The organism is Pseudomonas sp. Irchel s3b5 (assembly GCF_900187435.1).
Taxonomy (GTDB): Bacteria; Pseudomonadota; Gammaproteobacteria; order Pseudomonadales; family Pseudomonadaceae; genus Aquipseudomonas.
This window is the reverse complement of sequence record NZ_FYDY01000004.1, coordinates 19666-34294: the sequence shown is the minus strand read 5'-3', so window position 1 is coordinate 34294 and position 14629 is coordinate 19666. Positions and strand designations below refer to the sequence as shown.

The following is a 14629-nucleotide window of genomic DNA, read 5'->3' as shown; positions in this document are numbered from 1 at the left end:
CGTGCCCGTTCTGCGTCTACCGCTTCTCCCTGCCGCGGCAGGTAAACAGCACTGGGGCAACCTGCCCGGTGCCGCCCTGAGCCTGGCCATCGCCGAGGCCGCAAGCGCTGCCAAGCGCTTTACCCTGCTGCTGACCGCCGACAGCCAAAGTGCCGAACGGCTGGAACAGGAGCTGGGCTTCTTCGCCCCGGATTTGCCTGTGCTGCATTTCCCCGACTGGGAAACGCTGCCCTACGACCTGTTTTCGCCGCACCAGGACATCATTTCCCAGCGTATCGCCAGTTTGTACAGGCTGCCGGAGCTGGAACATGGCGTGCTGGTCGTACCGATCACCACGGCCCTGCATCGTCTGGCGCCAACCAAATTCCTGCTCGGCAGCAGCCTGGTGCTGGACGTCGGCCAGAAGCTCGACGTCGAGCAAATGCGCACGCGCCTCGAAGCCACCGGCTACCGCTACGTCGACACCGTTTACGAGCATGGCGAATTCACCGTACGCGGCTCTCTGATCGATCTGTTCCCGATGGGCAGCAAACTGCCCTATCGCGTTGACCTGTTCGACGACGAAATCGAAACCCTGCGCACCTTCGATCCGGAAAACCAGCGCTCCATCGACAAGGTCGATTCGATCAAGCTGTTGCCGGCCAGGGAATTTCCACTGCAAAAGGATGCGGTCACCCGCTTCAAGGCGCGGTTCCGTGAGCGCTTTGACGTCGATTTCCGCCGTTGCCCGATCTTTCAGGATCTGAGCAGCGGGATTACCCCGGCCGGGATCGAGTACTACCTGCCGCTGTTTTTCGACGAAACCTCGACACTGTTCGATTACCTGCCCCAGGACACCCAGGTGTTCTCGCTGCCGGGCATCGAGCAGGCGGCGGAAAACTTCTGGAACGATGTGCGCAATCGTTACGAAGAACGCCGCGTCGACCCGTCCCGTCCTTTATTGCCACCCGCCGAGTTGTTCCTGCCGGTGGAAGACTGCTTTGCGCGCCTGAAGAACTGGCCGCGCGTGGTCGCCAGCCAGCAGGATATCGAAAGCGGCGGCGGTCGCGAACGCTTCCCCGCTCAAGAGTTGCCGAACCTGGCGATCGAAGCCAAAGCCACCCAGCCGCTGGCAGCACTGGCGAACTTCCTCGACGAGTTCCCTGGACGCGTGCTGTTTACCGCCGAGTCCGCGGGCCGACGCGAAGTGCTGCTGGAGCTGCTGGAGCGCCTGAAGCTGCGACCGAAAACCGTCGACAGCTGGCCGGACTTTGTCGCAGGCAAGGAGCGCCTGGCGATCACCATCGCGCCATTGGATGAAGGTTTGTTGCTGGACGATCCAGCCCTGGCGCTGGTTGCCGAAAGCCCGTTGTTCGGCCAGCGCGTGATGCAGCGTCGCCGTCGCGAAAAACGTGCCGACGCCAACAACGATGCCGTCATCAAGAACCTCACCGAGTTGCGCGAAGGCGCACCGGTGGTGCACATCGACCACGGTGTCGGCCGCTACCTCGGCCTCGCGACACTGGAAATCGACAACCAGACGGCTGAATTCCTCGCCCTGGAATACGCAGAAAACGCCAAGCTTTACGTGCCGGTGGCCAACCTGCATCTGATCGCCCGCTACACCGGCAGCGACGACGCCCTGGCCCCGCTGCACCGCCTCGGCTCCGAGACCTGGCAGAAAGCCAAGCGCAAGGCTGCCGAACAAGTGCGCGACGTGGCAGCCGAGCTGCTCGACATCTATGCCCGCCGCGCAGCCCGTGAAGGCTATGCCTTCGCCGACCCCAAAGCCGACTACGCCACCTTCAGCGCGGGCTTCCCGTTCGAAGAAACGCCCGATCAGCAAACCACCATCGACGCCGTGCGCGAAGACATGCTTGCGCCAAAACCGATGGATCGTCTGGTGTGCGGCGACGTAGGTTTCGGCAAGACCGAAGTGGCCATGCGCGCCGCATTTATCGCCGTGCATGGCGGTCGTCAGGTGGCGATTCTGGTGCCGACCACCCTGCTCGCCCAGCAGCACTACAACAGCTTCCGCGACCGCTTCGCCGACTGGCCGGTAACCGTGGAAGTGATGAGCCGCTTCAAGTCGACCAAGGAAGTGAATGCCGCCGTCGCGGACCTCGCCGAAGGCAAGATCGACATCGTCATCGGCACGCACAAGTTGCTGCAGGACGACGTGAAAATCAAAAACCTCGGACTGGTCATCATCGACGAAGAACATCGCTTCGGTGTCCGTCAGAAAGAACAGTTAAAGGCGCTGCGCAGCGAAGTCGACATCCTCACCCTGACCGCCACGCCGATTCCGCGCACGCTGAACATGGCAGTGTCGGGCATGCGCGACCTATCGATTATCGCCACGCCACCGGCCCGACGCCTGTCGGTCCGCACCTTCGTCATGGAGCAGGACAAAAGCACGGTCAAAGAAGCCTTGCTACGTGAGCTGCTGCGTGGTGGTCAGGTCTACTACCTGCACAACGACGTGAAGACCATCGAGAAGTGCGCCGCCGACCTCGCCGAACTGGTGCCGGAAGCACGGATCGGCATCGGTCATGGGCAGATGCGCGAACGCGAACTCGAACAAGTGATGAGCGACTTCTACCACAAGCGCTTCAACGTGCTGATCGCCTCGACCATCATCGAGACCGGCATCGACGTGCCGAGTGCCAACACCATCATCATCGAGCGTGCCGACAAATTCGGCCTGGCGCAGTTGCACCAGTTGCGCGGCCGCGTCGGACGCAGCCACCACCAGGCGTATGCCTACCTGCTGACACCGCCGCGCCAGCAAATCACCCCGGACGCGGAAAAGCGTCTGGAAGCGATCGCCAACACCCAGGACCTTGGGGCGGGCTTCGTGCTTGCCACCAACGACCTGGAAATCCGTGGCGCCGGCGAACTGCTGGGCGACGGTCAGAGCGGGCAGATCCAGGCCGTCGGTTTCACGCTGTACATGGAAATGCTTGAGCGCGCCGTGAAGTCGATCCGCAAGGGCGAACAACCGAACCTCGATCAACCGTTGGGCGGCGGTCCGGAAGTCAACTTGCGCGTGCCGGCACTGATTCCCGAAGACTATCTGCCGGACGTTCACGCCCGCCTGATTCTCTACAAACGCATCGCCTCGGCCACCGATGAGGATGGCCTCAAGGATCTGCAGGTGGAAATGATCGACCGCTTTGGCCTGTTGCCGGAGCCGACCAAGAACCTGATACGCATTACTGCCCTGAAATTGCAGGCCGAGTTGCTGGGCATTAAAAAAGTCGATGGCGGCCCGCAAGGTGGACGCGTCGAGTTCGCGGCGCAGACCCCGGTCGACCCGCTGACGCTGATCAAACTGATCCAGAGCCAGCCAAAACGCTACAAATTCGAAGGCGCCACGATGTTCAAGTTCATGGTTCCGATGGAGCGCCCGGAAGAGCGCTTTAATACTGTAGAGGCGCTTTTTGAGCGCCTCATCCCGAAAACTGCTTGAAGGACGCCGTATGCGCCTGTTTCGCTCACTGACCCTGTTGATGACGTTGGTCGCACCATCGGTATTTGCCGATGATCTGTATCAGGTAGAAATGATTCTGGTGCGGCAGAACGCCGTGCCGGCGATTGTCGTTCGCGCAGCGCCGGAAGACTGGGCCGCCGGTGCCCAGCCCGTCAGTCTCAACAGCCTACGCACGCCGAACCTGAATTCTGAGGTGGAAAAGCTCACCGCCAGCAACGAATACAGCGTCCTGCTGCACAAAGCATGGCAGCAAACGCTCGGCGAAACCGCAGTCAAGGTGGCGATCAGTGACGGCAAGGAGCAGTTCGGCCAGTATCCGATCGAAGGCACCCTGAACCTGACGCTCGGGCGCTTCACCGATGTAGACGCAGACTTCTGGGTCAACCAGTTCAACAATGAAGGCCTGGTCACCGCCAGCGAACGCCTGAAACAGGAAAGCCACACCAAGAACGGCCAGTTGAACTTCCTCGACAACGGCCACCTCGGCCTGCTGATCAAGATCACGTCATTGACGGCGCCCGCTCCCCGGGAAGCCCCTGAAGTCGTCCCTGACTGATTGAACTCCCCATGTCCGCGACCCTGAGCAAACCCCTGGCACCTTCCTGGGTCAGTCGATTCAAGGAACAGAGCCTGGAGCGTGGCCGCCGCTACGCACTGGAAAACCGCGTCAGGATCGTCGAGGCTGGCGACGCTACGATCATCGCCGCATGCGAAGGCTCTGGCGGTAACGTTTACCGTCAGACCATTCGCCTGCGCGAGTCGGCCAAAGGCACCTTGCTGATGATCGATGCGACATGCTCCTGCCCGGTCCACAACAACTGCAAACATTGTGCAGCGGTGCTGCTGCAAGTGCAGGAAACACTCAACTATCCCGCCGCCGCGAAAGACGCCGAGCTGCTGGAAAAGCTTCAGGCGGTGCTGGAAAACCGAAGCCCGAAAGCCCCGCCGCAGGTGTTGGTGGACAACGTGCAGCCGGTGCCGCGCCTGTGGCTGGCCAGTATCGAGTTCAGCGCCTTCGAACCACGCAATGGTCGGATGCAGCGCTATATCCAGCACCGCGCGGCGCTGTCATTCAGTTATCTGGACGAGTACGTTTCCGGCCAGAAAAATACCGACATCCTGATTCGTCAGGAGACACAGACGCTGCGGATAAAACGTCATCCGGAAGTGGAACAGTCCTACCGCGAACAGCTACGAATCCTCGGATTCAAGATCGCCACCCGGCAAAGCAAGGCCTTGCCGGAAAGTGCCGGCGAACTGTTCGAGATGGTGAACGACAGCGCCTGGCTGACTTTCACCCTCAATGAACTGCCGAAGCTTCGCACCCAGGGCTGGGAGTTGCTGATCGACGAAGAATTCGGTTTCGACCTGACCGCCGTAGATGACTGGTACGCCACGGTTGAACAGGTTCCGGAGCGCGACTGGTTCGATCTGGAGCTGGGGATCATCGTCAACGGCGAACGCCTGAGTCTATTGCCGATCCTGCTCAACCTGATGCGTTCCCACACCGAAATCCTCAACCCGGAACGCCTGGCCCGGCGTCGCGACGACGAGTTGATTCTGGTGAACATCCCCAATCGACCAAACTCCGAGTACGGTCCGCTGCAAGTCGCCCTGCCCTTCGGCCGCCTGAAACCGGTGCTGGCGACCCTCGGCGAGTTCTACCTGCAAGAACCCGGCGAAACCACGCTGCGCCTGAGCAAGGCCGATGCCACACGACTCAATCCACTGGAAGGCTTGCCACTGCTTTGGGAAGGCGGCGAACAGATTCGCACCTTTGCCCAACGCCTGCGCGACATCAAGGACCACACCGCCACCGCGCCGGAAGGCCTGAACGCAACACTGCGCCCCTATCAGCTCGAAGGTCTGAGCTGGATGCAATCGCTGCGACAATTGGAAGTGGGCGGGATCCTCGCGGATGACATGGGTTTGGGCAAAACCCTACAAACGCTGGCGCATGTTCTGACCGAGAAAATCGCCGGTCGTCTCGATCGTCCGTGCATGGTTGTCATGCCCACCAGCCTGATTCCGAACTGGCTCGACGAAGCAGCGCATTTCACACCGCAGTTGAAAGTGCTGGCGTTGTACGGTGCCAGCCGTAAAAAGCATTTCGATCACCTGGCCGATTACGATCTGATTCTCACCACCTACGCGTTGCTGCCCAAGGATGTCGAACGCCTCGCGGCGCAGCCGTTGCACATACTGGTGCTGGATGAAGCGCAATACATCAAGAACCCGAACAGCAAGGCTGCGCAGGCCGCCCGTGAGCTGAACGCCCGCCAGCGCCTGTGCCTGAGTGGCACGCCTTTGGAAAACCACCTGGGCGAGTTGTGGTCGCTGTTTCACTTCCTGTTGCCCGGCTGGCTCGGCGATGTAAAAAGCTTCAACCGCGATTACCGCGTGCCGATTGAAAAGCGCACCAGCGAAGTACGACTTCAGCACCTCAACGGTCGGATCAAACCTTTCCTCCTGCGCCGCACCAAGGAACAGGTCGCCACCGAGCTGCCGCCGAAAACCGAAATCATCCACTGGGTCGAACTCAACGAAGCCCAGCGTGACGTTTACGAAACCATGCGCCTGGCCATGGACAAGAAAGTCCGCGATGAGATCACCCGCAAGGGTGTGGCACGCAGTCAGATCATCATTCTTGAAGCGCTGTTGAAACTGCGTCAGGTGTGCTGCGATTTGCGCCTGGTCAACGATGCGACACTGCCAACGCGCGGCAGCACATCGGGCAAGCTTGATAGCCTGATGGAAATGCTCGAAGAGCTGTTCGAGGAAGGCCGGCGGATCCTGCTGTTCTCGCAGTTCACGTCGATGCTGTCGCTGATCGAGGATGAGTTGAACAAACGCGGCGTCGCCTATGCGTTATTGACCGGGCAGACCCGCGACCGGCGCACGCCAGTGAAGGAATTCCAGAGCGGCATGCGTCAGATTTTTCTGATCAGCCTGAAGGCCGGCGGTGTCGGTCTTAACCTCACCGAAGCAGACACGGTGATTCATTACGATCCGTGGTGGAACCCGGCAACCGAAAACCAGGCCACTGACCGGGCCTATCGCATCGGTCAGGAGAAACCGGTGTTTGTGTACAAACTGATTGCACGCGGCACGGTGGAAGAGAAGATTCAGCATCTGCAGAAGGAAAAGTCCGACCTCGCGGCGGGCGTGCTGGATGGACGTCAGGCCGGAGACTGGAAACTGCAGAACGATGATATCGAGGCGTTGTTTGCGCCGTTGCCGGACAAGCTGGAAAAGCGCTGAGAATTTCGGCGACGTTTAGTCCGTCATCGCGAGCAAGCTTGCTCCTACAGCGATTGCGTCCAGTGCAAAACTTGCGAACGCTACTGAACCTGTAGGAGCTGGCTTGCCAGCGAAGCGGTATCGAGTGAAATCAGCCCTTGAGCACCCGAGCCAACGTCGACTTCACCTTGCCCATGCCGTCATGCAGCGCCTGTTCGATCTCGGCCATGGTGATCACCGCCGTCGACTTGCCCGCCGCCGGGTTCACCACCAGCGCCAGACAGGCGTAATCCAGCTCCAGTTCACGAGCCAACGCCGCTTCCGGCATCCCGGTCATGCCGACGATGTCACAGCCATCACGCTCCAGACGTGCGATTTCGGCAACCGTCTCCAGGCGCGGTCCTTGAGTGCAGGCATAGACGCCATGACTGCTGTAGCCAACGCCTTCAGCCGCCAGCGCCGCAATCAATTGCTGACGCAGTGGCTCACTGTACGGATAGCTGAAATCGATGTGCGTGACCTGTTCCAGGTCATCGGCAAAATAGGTGTGCTGGCGACCGCTGGTGTAGTCGATCAACTGATGCGGCACGCAGAAATGCCCGGTGCCCATGGCAGCGTGAATCCCACCCACGGCGTTGACCGCGAGAATGGCTTCGGCACCCGCCTGTTTCAGCGCCCAGAGGTTGGCACGGTAGTTCACCTGATGCGGTGGAAAGCGGTGCGGATGGCCGTGACGTGCCAGGAACAACACTTCCTTGCCTGCGTACTCGCCGATCTGCACATCAGCCGACGGTGCGCCGTAAGGCGTGTCCACCGCCAATGACTGACGAATGCTCAGGCCTTCGAGTTGAGTCAGGCCGGTACCACCAATAATTGCGTAAACCGTCATAACGAACAGTCCTTAATCAATCAATTGAGCTTCTTTGAGCGCGCCGACGGCCGCCAGCCAGCGCGGGTCCTGACGGTATTCGATATTGGCGAACGACTGGCCGCGCATCCGCGCGATGCGTGCAGAAGGCTTGACCTTCAAGCGTTGCGCGGCGCTCAGGGCCAATTCAGCAGCAGCGCGATCGTTGCACACCAGGCCCATGTCACAGCCGGCAGTCAACGCCGCTTCAATGCGGCTGGCGGCATCGCCGACCACCTGGGCGCCGGCCATGGACAGGTCATCGCTGAAAATCACCCCATCGAATTGCAGCTCGCCACGCAGGATGTCCTGCAACCAACGACGGGAAAAACCGGCAGGCTGGGAATCGACTTGCGGATAAATCACGTGAGCCGGCATGACGGCAGCCAGCTGCTTGCTCAATTTCGCGAATGGCACCAGGTCGTTGGCGCGGATTTCATCGAGACTACGCTCGTCGTTCGGGATCGCAACGTGGGAATCTACCTCGGCCCAGCCGTGACCGGGGAAGTGTTTTCCGGTGGCAGCCATACCGGCGGCATTCATGCCTCGGATAAATGCACCGGCCAGTTGAGCGGCGCGCTCAGGATTGCCTTCGAAAGAGCGAGTGCCAACGACGGCACTGCGCTGATAATCGAGGTCCAGCACCGGGGCGAAGCTGAGGTCCAGGCCCACGGCCAGCACTTCGGTGGCCATGATCCAGCCACATTGCTCAGCCAGGTACTCGGCATTGGGGTTATCGGCAATTGCACGCATGGCTGGCAACCGGACAAAACCTTGTCGCAGGCGCTGAACCCGCCCGCCCTCTTGATCCACGGCCAGCAGCAAGTCAGGACGAACGGCACGAATCGCCGCACTCAATTCACGCACTTGGCGCGGATGCTCAATATTGCGGGCGAAAATGATCAGGCCACCCACTTCGGGCTGGCGCAACAATTGGCGATCTTCAGCCGTCAGCCAGGTACCGGCGACGTCCACCATCAATGAGCCTTGCAGGCCAGCAGTCATAGAGATTCCTTGAAAACGATAAACCCGGCCCGCGCCAAATCGCCGCCGAGGGCAGTGCCCGGCAGATCGGCGATAGCAATGGGGAGCGGGTTCAGAACGAGAGTCGGCATGGGCGGCTAGCTTAACGGATGTCAGCTGCCGCGCCCACCCGTGCGCGGTTAAACCTTGGCGCCAACCGCGGGCGATTTGCTGCGCGGACGCAACTGAGCAGTGGCCATGGCTGCGTCAGTGACACCCGATTCGGCGCGCATGCCAGCGGCCAGGAACGGCACCATCAGACGCATGACTTGTTCAATGGATGTGTTAACACCGAAGTCGGTTTCGGCAATCGCGCGCAAGGCCTTGATACCGGACATGCTGAACGCGGCCGCACCCAGCATGAAGTGCACGCGCCAGAACAATTCGATCGGAGGAATACGCGGGGCGGCTTCGTTGACCAGCATCATGTAACGACGGAACACCTTGCCGTACATGTCTTCCAGATAACGACGCAAGTGTCCCTGGCTCTGACTGAAGGCCAGTCCCAGCAAACGCATGAAGATGGACAGGTCGTTGCCACTGCGCGGCTGAACCACCAGCGCCTGCTCGACGAGGATTTCAAGCAGCTCTTCGAGTGTCGGCTTGATTTCAGGCTTGGCCTGACGTCGCTCCAGCTCTTTATCGAGACTGATGCAGAACGGGCCAAGGAAGCGGGAGAAAACCGCCTGGATCAACGCCTTCTTCGAGCCGAAGTGATAGTTCACTGCCGCCAGATTGACACCGGCCTTGCTGGTGATCAAACGCAACGAGGTTTCAGCGAAACCTTTTTCCGCGAACAACTGCTCGGCTGCATCAAGAATGCGTTCAACGGTTTCCGACTGGGCCATGGCTACTCCGCCTGACAAACACTTGTTTGAAACATACGTTTCAGCCTGTGCCTTGTCAAGCTTGGCAGTCAGTTTCGGGAATGGTCGGTCAGACATTTAACCACACAACTGTGCAGCTTTAATCTACTGGTTGCCCGACCGTCCGGCGGTCAGCAAAAAATCGGGCATTGCCAAGAACGTTTCACTGTATATAATCCCAGTCACTGTATAAAAAGACAGAGCGATCAATATGCTAAAGCTGACGCCACGCCAAGCAGAGATTCTGGCCTTCATTAAACGATGCCTGGAAGACAACGGTTATCCGCCGACCCGCGCGGAAATCGCTCAGGAACTGGGCTTCAAGTCGCCCAACGCGGCTGAAGAACACCTCAAGGCGCTCGCCCGCAAAGGCGCGATCGAGATGACGCCCGGCGCGTCCCGCGGCATTCGCATCCCTGGCTTCGAAGCCAAAGCCGACGACTCCACCCTGCCCATCATTGGCCGAGTCGCAGCGGGCGCCCCGATTCTGGCGCAACAACACATCGAAGAGTCCTGCAACATCAATCCTGCCTTCTTCCATCCACGCGCTGATTACCTGCTGCGCGTCCATGGCATGAGCATGAAGGATGTCGGCATTTTCGATGGCGACCTGCTGGCGGTCCACACCACCCGTGAAGCCCGAAACGGCCAGATCGTGGTCGCACGGATCGGCGATGAAGTGACCGTCAAACGCTTCAAGCGTGACGGTAGCAAAGTCTGGCTGATTGCCGAAAACCCCGAGTTCGCCCCTATCGAAGTGAACCTTCAAGATCAGGAACTGGTGATCGAAGGCTTGAGCGTCGGCGTTATTCGCCGCTAACGGAGGCTCCATGCAGTTCCCACAGACACCACCACAGCAAGCCCAACTGCCACTGTTCGAGGCCTTCATGGCGCAGCCATTGGCGCCGATCCTCAAAGATGTGGTCGAGTCGCCCTGGAGCGTCGAACCGGAGGTTTTCAGCGAGCTGTCACTGCGTGGTGCAACCGGGAATTGCCTGAACCTGCTCGCACCGATTCTCAGGGAGCTGAGCCAGGACCAGGACGCACGCTGGCTGACACTGATCGCACCACCAGCCAGCCTGACTCAGGCCTGGTTGCGAGATGCAGGCCTAAACCGCGAACGCATTCTTTTGCTGCAGCCACGCGGCAGCCAGAGTGCACAGCAACTGACCTGCGAGGCATTGCGTCTGGGGCGTAGTCACACGGTTGTCAGCTGGCTCAATCCGCTGAGTGCCAGTTCACGGCAGCAGCTGATTGGCGCCGCCCGAACTGGCGATGCGCAAAGTCTGAATATTCGACTGGGTTAACGGACAAACCAGAGCGCGCCTTTAACAACGCGAGGCTTCTCCAAGGGCAGAGAAGCCGATGTGTAGCGATATCAGAAAAAACGACGGACGGGCATCAATGAAGAACCCGCGAGCCCTCTTCCTTGTCGAATTCGCCTTCAACCAGGCGACCTGCCATCTGAACACCCACGCTCAACATGGCCTTGGCGACTTCTACGTGCTGCCCTTGCAGAAACGCTTTGGCGTCCTCGGAGAAATCCAAAGTAACCAGAGAACCCTCGTCCTCGGCCCTGCGCAGCTCGATTCGGCCGTCTGGTAACTCGACAATTTCTAGAAAGGACGTTGGCATATAGGTGTGTTCTCCACGAAAGGCGGGGATTATATAGGCATCGCTCAGGCTTCGCTTGGGATCTTGACCAACTGCCACCCCGGAACTGTTTCCGTCAGCACTCGTTCAGACCTTCGCGAAAACGGATCGCCAACCCCTTCAGATTCTGACGCCAGCTCTCCAACTCCTCACGACTCAACTCTTGATCAACCTCTTCTTCGTCGAGGTTCACAGCCAGGATCAACGGCTGCGTCACATCGCCTTTAGGTTTGCGCGGCGCACGTGGCGGCTGGAAGAGTGCGGCATGGGCGGCCAGCAGTTTGGCTAGCCAGGTTTCGGGGTTATTGGCCAACTCGACCATCTCGGCCATTTCCGGAATGGCGATGGCTTCCAGGACTTCCCGAGTCAGCAACAACTCCGCACGAGGCGCGTTGGCCTGGGGCAAACGATAGAATCCGGCAATCTCGTGACACAACCCCAGCAGTGCACCGTAGAGGTGAAACAGCGCCGATTCGCGCCCAGCCTGAATTAACGCCAGGGAGTTCATTGCCCGCCCCTCTTCGGCTTTCGCGAGCGCTTCCAGCGAAAGACCGGCGAAATAAATCTTCTGATTGGTACGGGTATAGAGTTCATGGGCCATGACGGCAGCCTCCACAACGAAATAATGGCTTCACGCAGGTGGGACAGTGTCGTGGATCAGCCGATCCGACCGCAAGCACAAAACAAAAAGGCCGCATGAAAACCCGAGGGTTGTCATGCGGCCTTTTCAGTACCGCGACGCTTTACGCCTTCGCGGCTGGGCGCTTGTCTTCGACTTTCCACTTACCACCGTCGTAGAACGCTTTCCAGCCAGTCGGCTTACCGTCGACTTCGGTCTGCACGTATTGCTCCTTGGTCTTGCGGCTGTAACGGATGACCGCTGGCAGACCATCAGGATCTTTCTTCGGCGCTTCGCAGAGGAAATGGTACTTCGGATCGATCTCATCCTTGTGCGGGACGATTTCCAGCACCAGCGGTGCACGGGTTTCGCGGTTTTTCGGGAACTGGCTGGCCGCCAGGAACAGACCCGAAGCACCGTCGCGCAGGATGTAGGTGTCGTTGACCTTTTCGCATTTCAGCTCAGGCATCTTCACCGGATCCATCTTCGGCGGCGCCGCATCACCACTCTTCAAGAGTTTGCGGGTGTTCTTGCAGGTGGCATTGGTGCAACCGAAGAACTTGCCGAAACGGCCGGTCTTGAGCTGCATCTCGCTACCGCACTTGTCGCACTCAAGGCTCGGACCTTCATAGCCCTTGATGCGATAGGTGCCCTCTTCGATTTCGTAGCCATCGCAATCCGGGTTATTACCGCAGATGTGCAATTTGCGCTTTTCGTCGAGCAGGTAGGCGTCCATCGCCGTGGCGCAGATCGGGCAGCGATGCTTGCCACGCAGCACCAACGACTCCGACTCACCCTCGTCGTCCGCAGCGATTTCATCGCCCGGCACCAGGTTCACGGTGGCCTTGCAGCGCTCTTTCGGTGGCAGGCTGTAACCGGAGCAACCGAGGAACACGCCGGTCGATGCGGTACGAATCTGCATCGGACGACCGCACGTGGTGCACGGAATGTCGGTCATGACCGGCTGGTTGGCACGCATGCCGTTTTCCGGGTTTTCAGCCACTTCGAGTTTCTTCTTGAAGTCGCCGTAGAACTCGTCCAGCACGTTTTTCCAGTCGCGCTCGCCCTGGGCCACGTCATCGAGGTGTTCTTCCATGCCGGCGGTAAAGCCGTAGTCCATCAGGTTGGAGAAGCTCTCTGACAGACGCTCGGTGACGATGTCGCCCATCTTTTCCGAGTAGAAACGACGGTTATGCAGCGCAACGTAGCCACGGTCCTGGATGGTCGAAATGATTGCCGCGTAGGTCGAAGGACGACCGATGCCGCGTTTTTCCATTTCTTTTACCAGGCTGGCTTCCGAGTAGCGCGCCGGCGGCTTGGTGAAGTGCTGGGTCGGATCAAGCTTGATCAGCTTCATCGCGTCGCCCTGGGCCATGTCCGGCAGTACATCGTCATCGCCCGGCTTGGCGATTTGCGGCATGACACGGGTGTAACCGTCGAACTTGAGGATGCGGCCCTTGGCACGCAGCTCGAAGTCGCCAGCACCGACAGTGACCGTGGTCGACAGGTATTGCGCCGGCAGCATCTGGCAAGCGAGGAACTGGCGCCAGATCAGCTCGTAGAGACGCTCAGCGTCACGCTCCATGCCCGACAGTTTGCTTGGCTCGGTGTTGGCATCAGAAGGACGAATCGCTTCGTGAGCCTCCTGTGCGCCTTCCTTGCTGCTGTAGACGTTCGGGTTTTCCGGCAGGTACTTCTTGCCGAATTCGCCTTCAATATACGTACGCGCCATCGTTACGGCATCGACCGAGAGGTTGGTGGAGTCGGTACGCATATACGTGATGTAGCCCGCTTCGTACAAACGCTGGGCCATCATCATGGTTTTCTTCACACCGAAGCCCAGGCGGTTACTCGCGGCCTGCTGCAGGGTGGATGTGATGAACGGTGCCGACGGCTTGCTGCTGGTCGGTTTGTCTTCACGCTTGACGATGCTGTAGCTGGAAGCCTTGAGCTTCTCCAGCGCAGCCATGGCCTGGGTTTCGTTGAGCGGCTTGAAGGCTTCGCCCTTTTCGCGAGCCACATCGAAACGCACGGTCGCGCCTTTGGCGGTACCGAGGTCGGCGTGGACTTCCCAGTACTCTTCCGGGATGAACGCGCGAATTTCACGCTCACGCTCGACCACCAGCTTCACGGCAACCGATTGCACACGACCGGCGGACAGACCACGAGCGATCTTGGCCCACAGCAGCGGCGAAACCATGTAACCCACTACGCGGTCGAGAAAACGACGCGCCTGCTGGGCGTTGACACGATCGATGTCCAGCTCGCCTGGTTTCGAGAAGGCTTCTTGAATCGCCTTCTTGGTAATTTCGTTGAACACCACGCGCTTGTAGCGAGTGTCATCACCACCGATGGCTTCGCGCAGGTGCCAGGCAATGGCTTCCCCCTCGCGATCCAAGTCGGTTGCGAGATAGATGGTGTCAGCATCTTTGGCGAGCCGGCGCAGCTCTTCGATGACTTTTTCCTTGCCTGGGAGGATCTCGTACTTGGCTTTCCAGCCATGATCCGGATCGACACCCATGCGAGCGACCAGCTGCTTGCGCGCTTTCTCTTTCGGCGAGAGCACCGGACCTTCGCCCGCGGCAGCCTTGCCGCGCTTGGCGGCTGGCTCTTTGCTGGCGCTAGCCGAACCGCTGGTGGGCAGGTCTCGGATATGGCCGATACTCGACTTCACCACGTATTCGTTACCCAAATACTTGTTGATGGTCTTGGCCTTAGCCGGGGATTCCACAATGACCAGCGATTTGCCCATGGATCAGAAAATTCCTGAATTCGAGAAGTGAAAGGCGATTGGCGCCTGACGCGGCACCGCTATATATAGTGGCAACAAGGTGAGGTCAAGCGCAGGG

11 protein-coding genes are annotated in these 14629 nt (G+C 59.5%); 5 read left to right on the top strand and 6 right to left on the bottom strand.

Annotated elements, in window-relative coordinates:
• Position 1 precedes the first annotated feature (1 nt).
• From mfd to CKW15_RS05690, 3 genes are read left to right on the top strand one after another with little or no spacing between them, the layout of a single operon-like run.
• The gene (gene mfd, locus CKW15_RS05700; protein WP_095151797.1) at positions 2–3451 is read left to right on the top strand and encodes a transcription-repair coupling factor; all 3450 of its coding nucleotides are present in this window, start codon (positions 2–4) and stop codon (positions 3449–3451) included.
• Between the two features lie 10 nt (positions 3452–3461).
• Complete coding sequence (locus CKW15_RS05695; RefSeq protein ID WP_095151796.1) at positions 3462–4028, top strand: CsiV family protein; 567 nt, start codon at positions 3462–3464, stop codon at positions 4026–4028.
• A gap of 11 nt (positions 4029–4039) precedes the next feature.
• Positions 4040–6733 (top strand): DEAD/DEAH box helicase, encoded by a 2694-nt coding sequence (locus CKW15_RS05690; RefSeq protein WP_095151795.1) that lies wholly within the window; start codon positions 4040–4042, stop codon positions 6731–6733.
• 130 nt (positions 6734–6863) lie between these two features.
• Here CKW15_RS05690 and CKW15_RS05685 read toward each other — a convergent pair whose 3' ends face one another.
• The 3 genes from CKW15_RS05685 to CKW15_RS05675 all read right to left on the bottom strand — a co-directional run bounded on the left by CKW15_RS05685 (position 6864) and on the right by CKW15_RS05675 (position 9490).
• Complete coding sequence (locus CKW15_RS05685; RefSeq protein ID WP_095151794.1) at positions 6864–7601, bottom strand: S-methyl-5'-thioinosine phosphorylase; 738 nt, start codon at positions 7599–7601, stop codon at positions 6864–6866.
• Positions 7602–7613: 12 nt separating this feature from the next.
• Complete coding sequence (nagZ, locus tag CKW15_RS05680) at positions 7614–8624, bottom strand: beta-N-acetylhexosaminidase (RefSeq protein ID WP_095059439.1); 1011 nt, start codon at positions 8622–8624, stop codon at positions 7614–7616.
• 158 nt (positions 8625–8782) lie between these two features.
• Positions 8783–9490: a TetR/AcrR family transcriptional regulator gene (locus CKW15_RS05675; protein ID WP_095059438.1), complete on the bottom strand. Its 708-nt coding sequence runs from the start codon at positions 9488–9490 to the stop codon at positions 8783–8785.
• A gap of 229 nt (positions 9491–9719) precedes the next feature.
• Here CKW15_RS05675 and lexA point away from each other — a divergent pair, with 229 nt between their 5' ends.
• Complete coding sequence (lexA, locus tag CKW15_RS05670; protein ID WP_007974043.1) at positions 9720–10328, top strand: transcriptional repressor LexA; 609 nt, start codon at positions 9720–9722, stop codon at positions 10326–10328.
• A gap of 10 nt (positions 10329–10338) precedes the next feature.
• Positions 10339–10815 (top strand): SOS-induced cell division inhibitor SulA, encoded by a 477-nt coding sequence (sulA, locus tag CKW15_RS05665; protein WP_095059437.1) that lies wholly within the window; start codon positions 10339–10341, stop codon positions 10813–10815.
• Positions 10816–10909: 94 nt separating this feature from the next.
• On the opposite strand, the gene CKW15_RS05660 is transcribed toward sulA, so the two are convergent.
• The 3 genes from CKW15_RS05660 to topA form a co-directional block, all read right to left on the bottom strand.
• Positions 10910–11143, bottom strand: a complete 234-nt coding sequence (locus CKW15_RS05660) for a hypothetical protein (RefSeq protein WP_046041430.1) — start codon at positions 11141–11143, stop codon at positions 10910–10912.
• 94 nt (positions 11144–11237) lie between these two features.
• Entirely contained in the window at positions 11238–11762 is a 525-nt protein-coding gene (locus CKW15_RS05655) for a DUF6586 family protein (protein ID WP_095059436.1), read from the bottom strand.
• A gap of 142 nt (positions 11763–11904) precedes the next feature.
• Positions 11905–14532, bottom strand: a complete 2628-nt coding sequence (topA, locus tag CKW15_RS05650) for a type I DNA topoisomerase (RefSeq protein ID WP_095059435.1) — start codon at positions 14530–14532, stop codon at positions 11905–11907.
• Positions 14533–14629 lie beyond the last annotated feature (97 nt).

What these genes read in the sequence shown, in the direction of transcription:
- CKW15_RS05655 (WP_095059436.1), bottom strand. Translation starts at nt 11,762, where the DNA reads ATGGCCCATGAACTCTATACCCGTACCAATCAGAAGATTTATTTCGCC.
- nagZ (WP_095059439.1), bottom strand. Translation starts at nt 8,624, where the DNA reads ATGACTGCTGGCCTGCAAGGCTCATTGATGGTGGACGTCGCCGGTACC.
- CKW15_RS05695 (WP_095151796.1), top strand. Translation starts at nt 3,462, where the DNA reads ATGCGCCTGTTTCGCTCACTGACCCTGTTGATGACGTTGGTCGCACCA.
- CKW15_RS05660 (WP_046041430.1), bottom strand. Translation starts at nt 11,143, where the DNA reads ATGCCAACGTCCTTTCTAGAAATTGTCGAGTTACCAGACGGCCGAATC.
- CKW15_RS05685 (WP_095151794.1), bottom strand. Translation starts at nt 7,601, where the DNA reads ATGACGGTTTACGCAATTATTGGTGGTACCGGCCTGACTCAACTCGAA.
- CKW15_RS05690 (WP_095151795.1), top strand. Translation starts at nt 4,040, where the DNA reads ATGTCCGCGACCCTGAGCAAACCCCTGGCACCTTCCTGGGTCAGTCGA.
- lexA (WP_007974043.1), top strand. Translation starts at nt 9,720, where the DNA reads ATGCTAAAGCTGACGCCACGCCAAGCAGAGATTCTGGCCTTCATTAAA.
- topA (WP_095059435.1), bottom strand. Translation starts at nt 14,532, where the DNA reads ATGGGCAAATCGCTGGTCATTGTGGAATCCCCGGCTAAGGCCAAGACC.
- sulA (WP_095059437.1), top strand. Translation starts at nt 10,339, where the DNA reads ATGCAGTTCCCACAGACACCACCACAGCAAGCCCAACTGCCACTGTTC.
- CKW15_RS05675 (WP_095059438.1), bottom strand. Translation starts at nt 9,490, where the DNA reads ATGGCCCAGTCGGAAACCGTTGAACGCATTCTTGATGCAGCCGAGCAG.